The organism is Bradyrhizobium sp. 132, assembly GCF_023074185.1.
In the GTDB taxonomy this organism is placed as follows: domain Bacteria; phylum Pseudomonadota; class Alphaproteobacteria; order Rhizobiales; family Xanthobacteraceae; genus Bradyrhizobium.
Genome location: NZ_JADPKY010000085.1, coordinates 1 through 15,192, shown reverse-complemented (window position 1 = coordinate 15,192; position 15,192 = coordinate 1). Strand labels below are relative to the sequence as shown.

10 protein-coding genes and 2 pseudogenes are annotated in these 15,192 nt (G+C 60.5%); 4 read left to right on the top strand and 8 right to left on the bottom strand.

The window, feature by feature from the left end; translation table 11 throughout:
* Positions 1-36: 36 nt before the first annotated feature.
* The 3 genes and pseudogenes from IVA74_RS14565 to IVA74_RS14555 all read right to left on the bottom strand — a co-directional run bounded on the left by IVA74_RS14565 (position 37) and on the right by IVA74_RS14555 (position 4,213).
* Positions 37-1,172, bottom strand: a protein-coding gene (locus IVA74_RS14565) for an IS3 family transposase (protein WP_247344759.1) whose coding sequence is annotated in 2 segments (ribosomal slippage) — positions 37-926 and positions 926-1,172 — 1,137 coding nt in all. Because the reading frame shifts where the segments join, the coding sequence is not laid out codon by codon here.
* Positions 1,173-1,233: 61 nt separating this feature from the next.
* Positions 1,234-2,270, bottom strand: a pseudogene (locus tag IVA74_RS14560) (adenylate/guanylate cyclase domain-containing protein); the annotation flags it as partial.
* A 266-nt stretch (positions 2,271-2,536) separates the two neighbouring features.
* Positions 2,537-4,213, bottom strand: coding sequence for a winged helix-turn-helix domain-containing protein (locus IVA74_RS14555; RefSeq protein ID WP_247344757.1), 1,677 nt, complete (start codon positions 4,211-4,213; stop codon positions 2,537-2,539).
* A gap of 206 nt (positions 4,214-4,419) precedes the next feature.
* On the opposite strand from IVA74_RS14555, the gene IVA74_RS14550 reads away from it, so the two are divergent.
* The 3 genes from IVA74_RS14550 (at position 4,420) to IVA74_RS14540 (ending at position 8,433) form a co-directional block, all read left to right on the top strand.
* Positions 4,420-6,042: an amidohydrolase family protein gene (locus tag IVA74_RS14550; protein WP_247344754.1), complete on the top strand. Its 1,623-nt coding sequence runs from the start codon at positions 4,420-4,422 to the stop codon at positions 6,040-6,042.
* A 242-nt stretch (positions 6,043-6,284) separates the two neighbouring features.
* Positions 6,285-6,497 (top strand): hypothetical protein, encoded by a 213-nt coding sequence (locus IVA74_RS14545; RefSeq protein WP_247344751.1) that lies wholly within the window; start codon positions 6,285-6,287, stop codon positions 6,495-6,497.
* A 19-nt stretch (positions 6,498-6,516) separates the two neighbouring features.
* Positions 6,517-8,433 carry an adenylate/guanylate cyclase domain-containing protein gene (locus IVA74_RS14540; protein WP_247344748.1) on the top strand — a complete coding sequence of 639 codons (1,917 nt, stop codon included), beginning with the start codon at positions 6,517-6,519 and terminating at the stop codon, positions 8,431-8,433.
* Positions 8,434-8,731: 298 nt separating this feature from the next.
* On the opposite strand, the gene IVA74_RS14535 is transcribed toward IVA74_RS14540, so the two are convergent.
* The 3 genes from IVA74_RS14535 to IVA74_RS14525 all read right to left on the bottom strand — a co-directional run bounded on the left by IVA74_RS14535 (position 8,732) and on the right by IVA74_RS14525 (position 12,742).
* Positions 8,732-8,887: a hypothetical protein gene (locus IVA74_RS14535; RefSeq protein WP_247344746.1), complete on the bottom strand. Its 156-nt coding sequence runs from the start codon at positions 8,885-8,887 to the stop codon at positions 8,732-8,734.
* 493 nt (positions 8,888-9,380) lie between these two features.
* Positions 9,381-9,725: a hypothetical protein gene (locus tag IVA74_RS14530; RefSeq protein WP_247344743.1), complete on the bottom strand. Its 345-nt coding sequence runs from the start codon at positions 9,723-9,725 to the stop codon at positions 9,381-9,383.
* Positions 9,722-12,742, bottom strand: a complete 3,021-nt coding sequence (locus tag IVA74_RS14525) for an adenylate/guanylate cyclase domain-containing protein (protein ID WP_247344740.1) — start codon at positions 12,740-12,742, stop codon at positions 9,722-9,724. The genes IVA74_RS14530 and IVA74_RS14525 overlap by 4 nt, the downstream gene beginning before the upstream one ends.
* Positions 12,743-13,115: 373 nt before the next feature.
* Between IVA74_RS14525 and IVA74_RS14520 the strand changes: the two genes are divergently transcribed.
* Positions 13,116-13,607, top strand: a complete 492-nt coding sequence (locus IVA74_RS14520) for a hypothetical protein (RefSeq protein ID WP_247344737.1) — start codon at positions 13,116-13,118, stop codon at positions 13,605-13,607.
* A gap of 212 nt (positions 13,608-13,819) precedes the next feature.
* Here the strand turns inward: IVA74_RS14520 and IVA74_RS14515 are convergent, their stop codons facing one another.
* Together IVA74_RS14515 and IVA74_RS14510 are read right to left on the bottom strand one after the other, a co-directional pair.
* Positions 13,820-14,506, bottom strand: a complete 687-nt coding sequence (locus tag IVA74_RS14515) for a GDSL-type esterase/lipase family protein (protein ID WP_247344734.1) — start codon at positions 14,504-14,506, stop codon at positions 13,820-13,822.
* Between the two features lie 90 nt (positions 14,507-14,596).
* A pseudogene (locus IVA74_RS14510) lies at positions 14,597-15,192 on the bottom strand (hypothetical protein); the annotation flags it as partial.

Below are 15,192 nucleotides of genomic sequence, written 5' to 3'. Positions count from 1 at the left end.
ACAGAACCCAAGATACCCCACGGGATCGCATCCCAATCAGCAAAGTCTCTTCTCTACAACAACATAGACAGATGGGTGTTCTGATGCGCGGTTGTAGAACCGCTCGATGTAGTCGAACACATCTGCTCTGGCCTCGTTCCTGGTGCGATAGATTTTGCGCTCGATGCGCTCGGTTTTCAGCGACGAGAAGAAGCTCTCCATCGCTGCGTTGTCCCAGACATTGCCGGATCGGCTCATGCTGCAAACGATGCCGCTGTCGGCCATCAACCGCTGAAACTGTTCACTGGCGTATTGGCTGCCACGATCCGAGTGATGCATTAGGGCGTCCGGCTTGCCGCGCCGCCAGACGGCCATCAGAAGGGCGTCCGCAACCAACTGGGCTGTCATACTGGCGCTCATCGACCAGCCGACCACCCGTCGCGAGAAAAGATCAATCACGGCGGACACGTAGAGCCAGCCTTCAGCGGTCCAGATGTAGGTGAAGTCGGCGATCCACTTCTGGTTCGGCCGCTCGGCCGCAAACTGCCGGTCCAGCAGGTTCGCCGGCACGTTCGCAACCTGGCGATCGCCTTCGTCCTTCGGCAAACGTCGGCGCCGTGGCCGAGCCCGCAAGGCTTGCAGGCGCATCAACCGCTCGATCCGGTGCAGGCCGCATTCGACGCCGTCTGCCAAAACGTCTCTCCAGACCCGCCGTGCCCCGTAGGTTCGGTCGCTGGCCAGGAAGCTGGCCTTCACCTGCTGGCCGACCGCTTCGTCACTTCTGGATCTGGGGCTGGACGATCGGTTCAGCCAGGCATGGAAGCCTGACCGGGATACGCCCATTGCTTCGCATAGCCATGCCACCGGCCAGATGGTCCGGTGCTTCGCGATGAAGCCGAACTTCATGTCGCTTCCTTCGCGAAGTAGGCAGCGGCCTTTTTTAAGATGTCCCGCTCCGCCTTGAGCTTGTTGACCTCGCGCCGCAGCCGCTCGATCTCAAGCTGCTCAGGCTTCATCTGCCCGTGCCCGGGGAAGGCCTGCACTGGGTCGGAGCCGAACTCCTTCACCCATTTGCGCAGCACGTTCTCATGAACACCCAGGTCGCGGCCGGCTTGCGCCACCGACACCCCTCGTTCCCCGACAAGCTTGACCGCTTCGATCTTGAACTCTCGACTGAACTTCCGTCTCTGCATGACCACCTCCGGCTTGATAAAACACCCAATCTCGGTGTCCATCAAACCGGCAGCAGCTCAATGCATCGAGATTGCCGGGTCGTTTGCGCTTGACGCGCTCGATCTCCGCCCGCCTCAGGCTTGGTTCGATGACACCAACCACGCTCAGAGTGATCTCATCTTGCACAGCGAAAATATCGTCGAGCGGTCGGTCATAGCGCTCTGCCCAAAGGTGAGTGCCAGTCTCCGCTTCAATCAACTGGCCGCTGATACGGACACGATTTCCTGCTTTGCGTATGCCGCCTTCGAGCACGTAGCGCACGCCAAGTCGCGCCCGACCTGCTTGATGTCGACCGCTTTTCCTTTGTAAGTGATGAGGAATTGCGGGCGATCACGAAGAGCCACTTGATCCGAGAGAGGCCGGTGGTGATGTCCTCGACGATGCCATCCGCAAAGTATTCCTGCTCGGGATCGCCGCTCATGTTCTGGAAGGGCAGCACCGCGATCGAAGGCTTATTGGGCAGCGCAGGCCGTGCCGTAGGGGTTTCCTACGCCGCGACTTCGCTTTGCGTCGCAGGGATTGCTCTCGCCACGACGCCAACCTCAAGCGAATAAACCCGGATCGGCTCAGCAATGTTCTTGAGTTTGGTTTCGCCGAGATTCGCTGACGGCCAGATCGAGCCGCGCCTTCACCTGCCGATAGGCGTCTTCGGAAAGACAGATAGCGCCGGGCTTGGCGACGCCTTCCAATCGAGCGACGATATTGACGCCGTCACCCATTAGATCGCCGTCGCTCTCCTCGACGATGTCGCCAAGATGAATGCCGATGCGAAAATCGATGCGCCGCTCAGGCGGTAAACCCGCATTGCGCTCAACCATGCCGTTCTGCACTTCGATAGCGCAGCGCACAGCGTCAACTACGCTGCGAAACTCGACCAGAGCTCCGTCGCCGGTGCGCTTCACGACACGGCCGTGATGAACGTCGATGGTCGGATCGATCAGATCGCTCCGGAGCGCCCGCAGCCGCGCCAGCGTTCGATCCTCGTCCGCACCCGCCAGCAGGCTGTAACCGACCACGTCGGCAGCCAGGATCGCCGCGATTTTACGCGCTTCGCTCATGATATTCCCTGCCGCCGTTCACAATAGCACAAGGATGCGCTCAAAATGGGCTTTGTTGCAGTGGCAAAAATCACGGCACGCGATAGCGTATCACGAATAAGGGCCAGCTCCCCTCCGAGATTGAGACAGCGCACGACGTCCGGTTCGGGTCACAAGCCGCCGAACTGGGGCCCGGCTGCAAACTTCCGTTCTGTCCCTATGAACCGACATGTAGCAGCACCGTCTCAACGGTAGCGAAGGGCCAAAAGCGGAAGCACTAGACGCGCCTACTGCTCCGACATTCCAGCCTTGCGAAGTCCACTCTTGAACCGCAGGTGAAACTTCATGAACTCGGGGTTGTCGTCGGGTAGGTAATCCCATTGCGCAATGGTCCGGGTGCGGGTGTCTTCCATCGCGAGGTATTGAGCCAGCGTCGCACGTGCTTCCGCATCGCGACCGGTCAAGGCAAGCTCCGAAGTCAATCCGGCGATGACGGTCGACATTTTAGGTGATGCCGCTGCCGCACGGCGGAACCAAATTAGGCCTTCTTCATCCTGCCCCAACATCATGTGGGCCCATCCCTTGATCAGCAGGAAAGTAGATGTCTGCGGATCACGCGGGCTGAGACGAATCCCACGCTCGGCGTATTCGAGCATTTTGTCTGGACGGGCGAGAAAAAAGTGGAGAAGCGCCAGCGCCCGGTACGCGCCGGCGTAAGTCGGGTTAAGCGCCAGACAGCGTTCGGCTTCAGCTAAGCCGTCCGAGACGTGGTGTTGACCTTCCAGAACCGTGGCCTTCGCGCAATGAGCGGCATAATATCCAGGATCAATTTCAAGCGCGCGCCTTACCAGGACATTGGCTTTTTCCAAGTCGGCAGCGGCGTCGGGGCTTTGCACGCGCGACACCCGCATACTGTAAAACATCGCAAGCTGGACAAGTGCGCGAACGTTGTCCGGATCGATCTTCAGCGCCCGTTCGCACCATTCGTAACCTGGCATCCCTGGGAGACCCACGCGATACGTTGACGCCTCGCACCGCATTGCCAAATCTTCAGCATCGAGGTTTGCCGCATGTGCCGCCGTCGCTCGCCCGATATCCGCCTGAACCATTTCGCCGTGAAGGGTGCTCGCCAGACGCGTGACGATTTCGTCCTGTGTCCGCAGAATATCGACCCGATCGACGTCGAATCGATCCGACCATAGGGTTTTCATCGTCTGGGTGTCGATCAGCCTTGCGTTGATGCGCACTGAGGTATCGCTGCGCAGTACGCTGCCCTCCAGTACATACCGGACGTCGAGGTCCATACCCACCTGCTTGATGTCTGCCGGCTTGCTCCTGAGCGTCAGTGCACTGCCGGCCGCGATAATAGTTGCGCCGCGCAGCCGCGATAACGCGGTCGTCAATTCGCTGGTGATGATATCGCCAAGATAGTCCTGAGCAGGATCTGCGCTCAGGTTTGCGAACGGAAGCACGATCAAAGACAAACGCGGGTGTTCCGTGGTCGGCAGTACCCTGAAGGCGGCGTACCAGACCGAAGCCTCCATCAAAACAAAGCCAAGGACCATCAGCTGGACGGTTCTAGCACGCCTTTTAAAGAGGGTTCCCGGCACCGGGGTCACGTCAGCCGCCAATTGGACGACCGTATCGTCGTCGCCCTGCGTCACCGGTTTGGCAAAGATATAGCCGCGCTTCGACACGGTTTTAATGACGGACTGATCGGTGTCCCCAAGTGCCGCGCGCGCTTCACTAACGCAACGTGTCAACGAATCCTCGGTCACAATCACGTTGGGCCAGATATTTGACAGCAGCTCGTCTTTGGTGACGAGGCGCCCGGCATGGGTGATTAGGTGCTGGAGTAGCGCAAAGCTCTTCGGCCGCAATGCTATCTCGACCCCCCCGCGGCGCAGGCATCCCTGCGAAACGTCGAGCGTGAATTCGCCGATCTTGTATCGGTCCACCGACATTCGGAATCCCAGCCTTCCCGGCCAACAGGAGAGGAGCCGGTAACGCGTAATTCTACCGCCTTCGGCATTGTTTCGGCAATTTTTCAGCCTTCCTTCGGGACGCGCGAGCCCTCCTAAGCGCCAAATGACGCCGGTCGTTTAGTGCGGCAACTATCCAACAAGGAGGGCAGATGACCCGATCGCGTGTCAAAAGACTGAGATATTGCTTGATCGCCGGGGCGTCGCTGCTCCTGACCTCTGGCGCCATGGGCGCCCCAAAGCTGGTCCTAGTCAATGCCAAGGTTTTCACGGCCGACCCGGCGTTACCCTATGCGCAAGCCGTCGCCATTGAGGATGGGCACGTCCTGGCTGTAGGCCGGAACGAACAGGTGCTTGCGTTGACCGGGCCAAATACCCGCATCATCGATGCGGGCGGCCGGCTCGTGACACCGGGCCTGACCGAAGCCCATGTTCATCTCGGCGACGCGTTGCCAACGTCGCCGTTGGCTATCGCCGGTCTGCCATTTCCTGGTCCTGGGCCCACGGCGGAGGAAATGCTATCTGCTGTGGAGCAGGCCGCCAAGACACGCAGCGACTGGATCAGCGCTTACATCGGTCCACTGATCGCGCGAGATCGTCGCAACTGGCGGAAGGCGTTGGATGCTGCCGCACCGAACACTCCGGTGCTCTTGCGAGCGCCTTGGGGACACAACAGTTTCACCAATAGCGAGGGCCTCCGCAGGCTCGGCATTCGCGAGGACATCGCCGACCCTCTCGGTGGCTGGTGGGGCCGCGACGAAAATGGGCGGCTTGACGGGCGCGCCTACGAGGCCGAGACAATCATGCCACGGATACAGCCCGCGACCGCCGAACGTTTAGCTACCTTGTTCGGCGAAGCACAACAACGCTACGCACGTTGGGGTGTCACGTCGATTCACCTCATGAATAACGACAAGTCGCTCGAAGTCACACTTGCCGGGCTTGCCATCGCAAAGCCGCTCCAACGATGGACGGTCTATTCCTGGGGCACCTATGAAACCCATCGAATTCCGGAGGCATGGGCAACCATCGACAAGGTCGCGCAGCAAACGATTCCAAAAGTCCGTGTTGAAGGTCCGAAATGGATGATGGACGGCACACCAATCGAGCAGAATTCACTGCAACGCGTTGACTACGTCGACCGCCCCGGGTGGCGCGGCCGATCGAATTTTACCAACGAGCAACTGCGAGAAATCTTGCAGCTTGCATTAAGGGGATCAACTCAGGCTGCGCTTCACGTCGTCGGTGATGCCGAAACGGACCGCGTGTTGAAGATGATGGAGCAGCTTGCCCCCGCCACAACTTGGCGCGCCAAACGAGTGCGAATTGAACATGGCGATGGTATCGGGAAGGACGCCCTTGCGCGGGTCGCACAATTGGGAGTGGTAATCACTCAAAATCCAACCCACCTTGCCATTCCGCCCATAGCGGGAAAGAAAATGCTGGATCATGAGATCGTGCTAAAGGGCTTCGTCGACGCCGGCATTCCACTGGCGCTTGGTTCTGACGGTGGCATCAAGGAGCAAAACCCGTTTCTAAATTTGATGCTGGCCGTGGTGGTCCAGAGCGCTCCATCCGAGGCATTAACGCGCGAACAGGCGCTGACAGCCTACACGAGCGGCGGAGCTTACGCGGAGGGGCAAGAAAAACGCAGAGGACGGATTGCGCCCGGTCTCGCCGCAGATCTTGCCGTGCTCTCTCAGGATGTATTGGCCGTGCCCCCGCAACAACTCCCCGCGACGACGAGCTTGCTAACGATGGTCGATGGCGAAGTAATCTTCCAAGATGGGCTCTGGCCGCCGCGTCCGTAGCGCGGGTCAATTCTGGATGATTCGATGTGCTGGATCAGCCGCTCTCGCAGCGAAGGCACCGCGTTGCCGAGAACGGCGAAAGTGCGGACGATGGGTAGAAACGGCTCCATAGCCGCCGTTAGCTCGCGAGCGACATGCCGGTCACGCTTCGTCAGGCATGCTGCAAGAGAGTGGCCCGCGGCTTGAGCACTCGGCCATGTCTCTTGTGGGGTCAGAAGCGTCGGTTTGGCCGTGAGCGCGCGATGTCCGGTCTGGCCCCGACTGCGGTCGTGCTGAACGTCGCCTCCATCTTCGCCTACGGGCTAATTGGCGACGTAGGGAGCGTCCCTTTAGTGGCGCCACAGTCCGGGAACAAACAGTCGGTCAGCGCCGCTGACGTTTCGGCGGTGACCGGCAGCAGCATTTTGGATGGACATCGCGCGATGGCTCTGGCGTGTGATCCGTCGTACAAATGAAATGGTTGGAGTGCGGACCATGGTGCAGGAGCGAGCAGCCCGGGTCGAGCGCAGGTTATCGGCTATATTGGCCGCAGATGTGGCCGGCTATTCGCGGCTCATGCACGATGACGAAGAAGCTACTCATGCCAAATTGACAGCACTTTTAACGGACGCGGTTGCCTCAGCAATTGCCGAACACGATGGCCGTATCGTCAAGAACACCGGGGACGGCTTCTTGGCCGAGTTTCCGAGCGCAGTCGAAGCGGTTCGAGCCGCTATACAATTCCAGAATCGCGTAAAGGAACTTACAATCGATGATGCAGAAGACAAGCGCATTGCCTTCCGTGTGGGAATTAACATCGGCGATGTAATTGTCGAGCCGAATGACATCTTTGGCGACGGCGTGAATATTGCGGCACGGCTTGAAGGCATCGCGAAGCCCGGCGGCATCTGCATATCTTCCGCCGCCTACGATCAAGTCCGAGGCAAGGTCGGGGTTGGGTTCGCCGATCTGGGCGAGCAGAATCTCAAGAACATCGCCGTTCCAGTCCGAGCCTATGCTCCGCAGCTCTCCGATCCGCTGCCGGCCATCTCGTTCCTGAATATAGCTGGTGGCTTCCTATTTGGTCGGTGGACCGGGCGTGGTATGCGGCGAGCTCTCGTGGGCCTAACGATGGCGTTTCTCCTGCTCATGGCTGGCGGTGGTCTGGGTTTTTGGTACATCCGGTCGGGCGAACCGCAGCTGTTGAACCATCGCCTATCGATTGTCGTGCTGCCATTCACGAACTTGAGCGACGAATCCGAGCAGGAATACTTTGCGGAAGGTGTTGCTGACGATTTAAGCACTGATCTCTCACGGATCGAAGATAGCTTCGTGATCGCGCCCAGTACGGCGCGGGCCTATAGGAACGTTGACGCCAAGCGCGTCGGCCGCGAACTTGGCGTGCGCTATATCCTCGACGGTAGCTTGCGCAGGACGGAGTCAATTGTCCGGATCAATGCCCGGTTGATCGATGCGCGGACCGGCGCAGAGGTCTGGTCGGAGCGCGTCGACGGTGACTGGTCCAAATCGATGCAACTCCAAGACGTTATCACGGGCCGACTGGCGCGACGGCTTGATCTCGAACTGACTAACCAAGAAAGCCGCGACGCCGAGGTCGCGCGGCCCAACAGCCCCGACGCAGTCGATCTCGCGATGCGCGGATGGACCGTGCTCAACCGACCGTATTCGCGCGAGCAGTTGGCCCGGTCACGGACCTTCTTCGAGCGCGCGCTCCAGATCGACCCCGGCTACCCGAAGGCGCTCGTGGGCTTGGCAGGTACTCTGGCGGTGGACGTCAACTATCGTTGGACCGATGCGCCCGCGGATGCGCTGCGGCGCGCCGAGAATGCCGTAGACCAGGTTCTGTCACAGTTTCCCAGTGACGCAATGGCACATTTTGTAAAGGGCGAGATCCAGCGCTCGAAGGGTAGAAACGTCGAGGCTGCGGTTGGCGAATATATGGCGGCAATCGCGATTAATCCCAGCCTCGCCCCGGCTCATGGCGCGCTTGGAGCTGCCAAGATACGCGTCGGCCGCTCCGCGGAGGCATTTGCACCCCTCCAAATGGCCATACAGCTCAGCCCTCGCGATCCGCTTCTGAGCACGTGGTACTTCTACGTCTGCCATGCGCACAGCCATCTCGCTCAGTACGATGAGGCAATCGATTGGTGCAGCCGCTCCATCGCGGTGAACCCCTTTTGGATTGCTTACGCAGATCTCGCCGCCGCTAATGCACTGACGGGACATGAGCATGAAGCTCACGCGGCCGTCGCTGAGCTTCGTCGGCTCAGGCCCAATTACACCGTTGCCCGTTGGTTGCAAGATGGGTCTGGGTGGTCCGATAACGTCGTCTTCCGTGCCGAATTTCAGCGCATCGCTGAAGGCTTGAGCAAGGCGGGTCTCCCGGACTGAAGGGCTGTATGGGCAAGGACTAAGCCGATCCTCGCGCTCGCTGCGTGCCGGATAAAGGCTCGCCGGACCTCCGTTCCAGCCGCAATGGAAACGGTTCGGGGTCCGGATTGGGTCAATCACGTCGGTTTGCCCGTGAGGCTAAGACTTCCGGTCTAACCGAATAAGCGGACGTGGTTAGACGGGCCCGGCACGTCTCGGACGGGCCAAATCCGGACATCAACAGGCGATGCCAAAGACATGGCAGCTTGTCGGTCGTCATAGTCCAGCGCGTTTTTGCCTTGCGTTGTTCGCCGCCACCTCAATCCATCCCGCCAATGACGCCAAGAAACGAACCGCCGAAGAAAGAGGCAACAAGCACCATCAGATAGGTCGTCGCAGTGGTTTCTTGCTCGTGTTGAAATGATGAAATCCGAGCAGCCCCAGTAGACAAAACCCCGCGCAGATTGTCGGCCAAAGCGCCCGCCGCCGCGCTGCGATCCGCTGGGCCGGGGTAGCCCACTGAGGCTGTGATAGATTTCTGGATCGACGAAGCGATACCGCGGCACTCACGATTACCACGATCAGACAGGCAGTGAGGAAGTACATTAGACACTATCCTTAGCGCCAACCGTTGCCATCTCGAACGCCACAGGCGAGCCAATAGCGTGAATTAATTGCCACAACCCTAAAGCGATAGCGAAAACATCAGCCGTATCGGAGCGCTATAGCTGGCGAACTATGAGATGAGCCGACGCGCCGCTTTGGGTCAAAAGCGTAGGTCTAGTGCTCCACTGCAAACTTCCGGTCTACCCCTCTGAACCGACATGTAGCGGGACCGCCTCACCGGTAGCGATGGGCCACAAGCCGCCGAACTGGCGACCGCTGCAAACTTCCGGTCTGTCCTTTTGAGCCGACATGCACCGGCACCGCGTCAACGGAAGCGATGGGCCACGAGCCGCTGTGAGCGATCATGCCGCCAGCTCCTCGAGCAGGGCTTTCCCCTTCTTCAAATCCAACGTATCGGACCCCTCGGTGAACCAGACGTAGACTGGAGTGAGAAGCTCTCGGGCTTCTCTGTGCTTGCCGCTGTCGCGCCAGAGCCGGGCCAAGCTGATGGCGGCGCGCAGCTCCAGGCATTTAGCGTTCTGGCAACCAGCCACGTCGAGCGCACGCTTAAACCATAATTCTGCTTCGGTCCTGCCGCCGCCCGGCCCGGCTAGCGTCAACTCCCCAGTCAACCGGTATATTTCCGCCTCCCACCGCCGCTCGCCAGTTTCCTCGACAATGCGCGAAGCCTCGACCAGCGCGGTCAATCCGTGCTCGATTTCTCCGGCCCACACCGAAGCTTCAGCCAGCAGTGCAAGATGGTAGGGACGACGAATCCGAGGCCTGTCGGCTCGATGGCAGCGAGACCGCGGTGAATCTCCGCGATCCCTTCCATAGTTTGCCCGCGTGCCGCGACTGCCCAGCCCCGCAAGATACTCCCGGCCGCCGCCAAGTGCGGCGCGATGCCATGCTCGGCGCACACCGCGACTGCGGCCTCCGCTTGCTCCTGAGCAGGTTCAACTTCCCCCAGATGCTGGTTGGTCATTGCCGCCCACACCAGGGCGAGAACAAGGCTGAAGGGATGCGACAGCTCCCGAGCCATGCTCACCGCCTTGTGCGCCGTGGCGCGCGCCTGCTCGGGGAAGCCAAGCGGCCACAGGGTGGCCGCCGAGGTGTATAGATTGCAAACGGCTGCGTCGTGGCCGCCATACAAGAACATATGGGCGCGGTGCGCGTCCGGCCGATACAGCGCCAAGCCGGCTTCGAGGTGCGTCCGGCACGCGGTCAGTTCCGGGAGATGGACGAGTGTCGTCCATGCCGCATGATGCGCCTGCAGGAGAAAGGCCCGATCGCCGCTTTGGCGAGCGACCTCGAACAGTCCGTCTAATAGGTCGCGAGCCCTCTTGAACTCGCAGCGCTGCTGATAAATAAGCCATAGCCCCCAGTTCACGGCAAAGAGCTGCGCTCCATCGCCGGCCTGCTGACATAGGTCGCGTGCGCGCAGGTAGGCTTGCTCCACCTCCGGCGCCGAATAGCTCTTGGTGGCGAACAGCACCGGCGCGAGGACAAGCTGCAGTGCGAGTTCGCGACGGGCACGCTCCACCGGATCGGCGACCCGCTTTACGAGGGCCAGCCCCTTGTAGAGATGGGCCACGGACTCGGCGTGCGCCGAGCGCTCAGCCGCGCGCTGGCCAGCCGCCAGCCAGTAGGCAACGGCCTTTTCCGCAAGCTCAGCTTCCGTGAAGTGGTGCGCGAGCACCTCTGGCTGGATTGCCGCGACGTCCGGGAACGTCTCCTCGAGCGCCCGGGCAATGCGCGCGTGCAGCGCGTGCCGCCTATCGCGCAGCAATGTGCCGTAGGCGGTGTCCTGAACGAGAGCGTGCTTGAACAAATAGGTCGCGTGCGGCGGGATGCCATTTCGGAACAGCAACCCGGCTTGCATCAGGCGGTCGAGCCCCGAGGCCAGTTCCGGCTCTGACTTGCGCAGCACGGCGGCTAACAGCACCTGCGAGAACTCACGACCTATCGCCGCCCCGATCTGAGCCAGCTCTTTAGCTGGGCCGAGCCGGTCGAGCCGCGCCATCAGAGAAGCATGCAAGCTCGCGGGCACAGCCAGCGCAGGCGAGGGGATCGCAGCCGCAGCCTGCATCGCTTCAGTTTCGCTCCCAGCCTCCAGCACCGCCTTCGTCATCTCCTCCGCGAACAGAGGAACACCATCGGTGCGCTCGACAATTTCCCTCCTGATATCGGCCGGCAGCAGCCTGTTGCCGACCATGCGGTCGATCATGGTGCCGACGTCGCGCTCAGCCAGGCGATTGATAGTTAGCATCGTAACGTGCGATTGTCCGACCCACGGGCCGTCGAACTCAGGTCGAAACGTCACGATCAAGAGCACGCGGAGACTCGCGATTCGGTCCATGGCACGACCGAAGACTTCCAGGCTTGTGGGATCGGCCCAGTGCGCATCCTCGACGATCATGAGCACGGGACTGGAGCGCGCAAGGGCTTCCAATTGGAGGCCGAGTGCTGCGAGCATTTTCTGCCGGCGCTGTTCGGGAATAGGCTCCAGAGCTGGATAGCGCCCATCATTAGGAAGCGACAACATCTCGGCCAGGAGCGCCGCGTCCTGCCTGGACGTCGAAGTCTGCGCCAGCAGCGCATCGAGCTTGTCCAGCTTGGCTTGCGGTGTGTCGCTGTGCACAAGTACGGCTGCCCGTTCGAATTGCCCAATGATTGAGTAAAGAGCGCTGTCGGTGTGCTGCGGCGAGCAGAAATAACGCAGTCGCGTGTGTGGTTCGGCCGCGATTTCATCCATGAGCGCGGCAGAGAGCCTGGATTTGCCGATTCCGGCCTCACCGGACAGCAAGACTACCCGGCCTTCGCCGGCCTTGGCTCTCGCCCAGCGGCGCAAAAGCAGCTCAAGTTCTTCTTCTCGTCCGACGTGCGCAGTGAGGCCGCTGGCATGCATCGCATCGAAGCGGCTCTCGACAAAACTCGTCCGCACTACCGCGAAGGCTTTCACCGGCCCAGCGATACCCTTTAGTTCCCTGGGTCCAAGGTCCCGCAGTTCGAAAAGGCTGCCCAGCAACCTTCGTGTGGCCTCGGCAATGACGACGGTGTTCGGCTCGGCGATGCCTTGAAGGCGCGCGGCGAGGTTCGGCGTCTCGCCGACGATACCGCGCTCCTGCGTTTCTCCGGACCCGACGAGGTCTCCGACGACCACCGTCCCGGTGGCAGCCCCGATCCGCACCTGTAGGGGCTCAGGCGCCGTGAGTGTCGCTACCGCATCGATCAGAGCGAGGCTGGCCCGAATGGCACGCTCGGCGTCATCTTCGTGTGCTGTGGGATAGCCGAAATAAATGAGCACGCCATCGCCCATATATTTCGCGAGAAAGCCGCCGAAGCGGCGCACGGTATCAGCGACGCACCTCTGATAGGCCGAAATGATCTCGCGCAGGTCTTCCGGGTCCAGACGGACCGAGAGCGCCGTCGAACCGACAAGGTCCGAGAACATCACGGTGACCTGGCGGCGCTCCGCAACGTCCTTTCCAATATGATCGTCTTCCAGAGGAACTGCGGTAAGGGGCCCTAGAGGGTTCGAAGCTCGCAAAGCGGCAATGGCGTTGAGAAGCCTGCGGCGATGTCCAACAATTCGGACACCAAGATCCTTCAGATCGTCTGCCGTCAAGTTCGGAAGCGCAACGTCGTCGATCTCGTTCTCGCGGAAGGCCGTCTCATATTGTTCGAGACCAAGTTCCCGCAGCCAACTTCCGAGATCATCCATAGCGGCGCCTCTGGTTCGCCTACCGCGCAATAATCGCCCAGCCGAGACAACGTGTCTAGGGCACTACTAATGACCGGTTTGGGTCACAGGCGGCCGAATTGGCGCCCGGCTGCAAACTTCCGGTCTGCAGTTGTGAGCCGACATGCAGCGACACGGCGCAACGGAAGCGATGGGCCAACAGGGGACGCGCGGACAAAGTCGTGACCGAGTGAAGCAAAGAACAACGTTCTTCACCCGCCGCTGACATCTTCGGCGCCTAACATACACTGCTCTCCGTTCGCTGGCTGTCGTCGGCCATCGTCACGCTTCTTTGAGACCGGGAACGAGGTTCGATTTCAAATCGGCTTTGACAGCATGCCCGATCGAGCATCGAATGCTCGACACCGCCCCCGTCTTGTGGACGGTGAGCGAACCTCAGGAGGAGAGCATGGGTGAAATCGATCGGCGATCTGCTCTGATGTTCTGTGTCGCGACAGCGGGAACTGCTCTTGTTGCAACCAATCCAACCGTGGCTCAGCCTTACCGGCCCGATGAGGGCAAGGAGCTCGCCCCGGGCGTTCGGCTAGTGGAGGTAAGCGAGCGCGAAGCGATGCATGGGCGCGACTCCGTACTCCCCGCCTACAAGCGAATTAAGGTCGTTGACATAGTCTTCCAGCCTAAAGTAAGGCACAAAGATGATGCCATGCGAAACGATATGGTTTGTCAGTGCGTCGACGGCGAAATGCGGCTCGATCATCGCGATGGTCATCCGTTCACGGTGAAGAAAAACGACGTATGGACCTGTGTCAAAGGTGAACCAGAGGACACTGAGAACATAGGTAATAGTGCCGCCATCATGCGAGTCATCAATCTGATGCCCGCTTGAGTTCGTACTGCCTACGTTCGAACCGTCCAGCATAGGCCCAATTTCAATCGAGGAGGCAAACTGGCTGCAACGGAAGGAATTCCGCCTTGGGTCAATCGCGTCGGTTTAGTCTTCCCGCGATGACCTCCGGTGAGCCCCGATGAGCGGAAGGTTCGGTGCACATCGCAAGGTCTCAAACGCGCTAGAAGCGGAAAGGAGGCTGCACTAGAGGATCAACGGTCTCCGAGGCCCACGCGATCTATGAGAGCCTCGACTTGGGGCAGTATGCGCGTGACGACCTCTTTGAGCCCAGCCGGATTTGGATGCAGGCCGCCGAGAGCCTTGAGCTGAGGATCGTCGACAAACACGTCGTCAAAAGCCTCGTAGAACAGCACATTGTACTCGCTGGCAAGTCCAGCGAACATCGCAGCAAAGGCTTTCTCGTATTCCTGCCCAAAGTTGGTGTGAGGTCGTGCTCCGCAAAGGAGGGCGACAATTCGCCGGGCTTGGAGGTTTTGCAGAATTGCAGCGAGCGCCGCGCGAGTGACATTTGGATCGGTACCTCTCAACATATCAGTTCCGCCGAGCTGCACAATTACCGCATGGGTCCCGTCTGGGACCGCTCGATCCAATCTGGCAAGACCGTTTGCAGCTGTATCATGAACAACACCGGCATTGAAAACCACGACTGCTTTTCCCTTCGCCCTCAATGCAAATTCAAGTTGGTCCGTAAAGCGGTAGCCAACGGCGATACCGCTACCGGCGGTGTGAGAGTCCCCGAGCACGACGATTCTGGCCGGCTTGTCTTCGGCGCGGGCGTTGTGGCTCGTCAGGCAAGACAACGCTAAGCAAATTGCCATGGAGACAATCATGGCACGGCGAGAAACCATCGCGCGGAGGCCTTCCGATTGTGGGTTCATCGTGCTCTCCTAGGAGGTGAGCAAGCGTCTGCACGTTCGGTGTCAATCGGCTTGCAACTTTGACCCCTCGTATTGCCGCATCTGCGAATGTTACCCTGACGGCGCCATTGCACTGGTCGATGCGACCTCGGCTGATCGGCCGTGCCAAGTGGCTTTTCCGGCTTGCTCGACGAGAGGGGCTGTGGGCGGGTCGGGCCCTACATAGCCCGAGCCGTCCACAGCCCCGGGCAATGGGGCAGCAGTGGTGGCCTCGCCGAGCGGCTCCTCCGCGACCAACTGCTCGGCCGTCTTCCGTCTAAGCGCCCTCAGCAGACGCTGCACGATCGAATGCTGTCTTGTCCCGAACTCCTCGGGGTGTTTTTCGCTGAGCCGGCCGACGATGGCGAGTGCAGTTAACTGCGGTTGCGTAGCGAGCCAGCCCTCGATCGCAGCAATATGCGGGTCGAGCTTGGACGGCATGCGAACCCTGGTTTTATACGGTCGACGGGTGCGCCGGTGCGTGGCACGCGGCTCGCCGGTCGTCGTCGTCTTGCCGAGCGTCTTCGCAAAAGAGGCTGCGGTCGCTGGCGCGGTGCTCGTGCTGGCGCGTTGCAGGCCGCGCGCCTGGCCGGCACGACGATCGACGCGATTGCCGAGTTCGTCCTGGGTCGCGCGAATCTCGGCCAACAGCGCGACTGGATCGAGCG

Excerpts from the sequence above, each read along its gene's own strand:
- IVA74_RS14555 (WP_247344757.1), bottom strand. The coding sequence starts at position 4,213 with ATGTCGGTGGACCGATACAAGATCGGCGAATTCACGCTCGACGTTTCG.
- IVA74_RS14545 (WP_247344751.1), top strand. The coding sequence starts at position 6,285 with ATGTCCGGTCTGGCCCCGACTGCGGTCGTGCTGAACGTCGCCTCCATC.
- IVA74_RS14540 (WP_247344748.1), top strand. The coding sequence starts at position 6,517 with ATGGTGCAGGAGCGAGCAGCCCGGGTCGAGCGCAGGTTATCGGCTATA.
- IVA74_RS14525 (WP_247344740.1), bottom strand. The coding sequence starts at position 12,742 with ATGGATGATCTCGGAAGTTGGCTGCGGGAACTTGGTCTCGAACAATAT.
- IVA74_RS14520 (WP_247344737.1), top strand. The coding sequence starts at position 13,116 with ATGCTCGACACCGCCCCCGTCTTGTGGACGGTGAGCGAACCTCAGGAG.
- IVA74_RS14515 (WP_247344734.1), bottom strand. The coding sequence starts at position 14,506 with ATGAACCCACAATCGGAAGGCCTCCGCGCGATGGTTTCTCGCCGTGCC.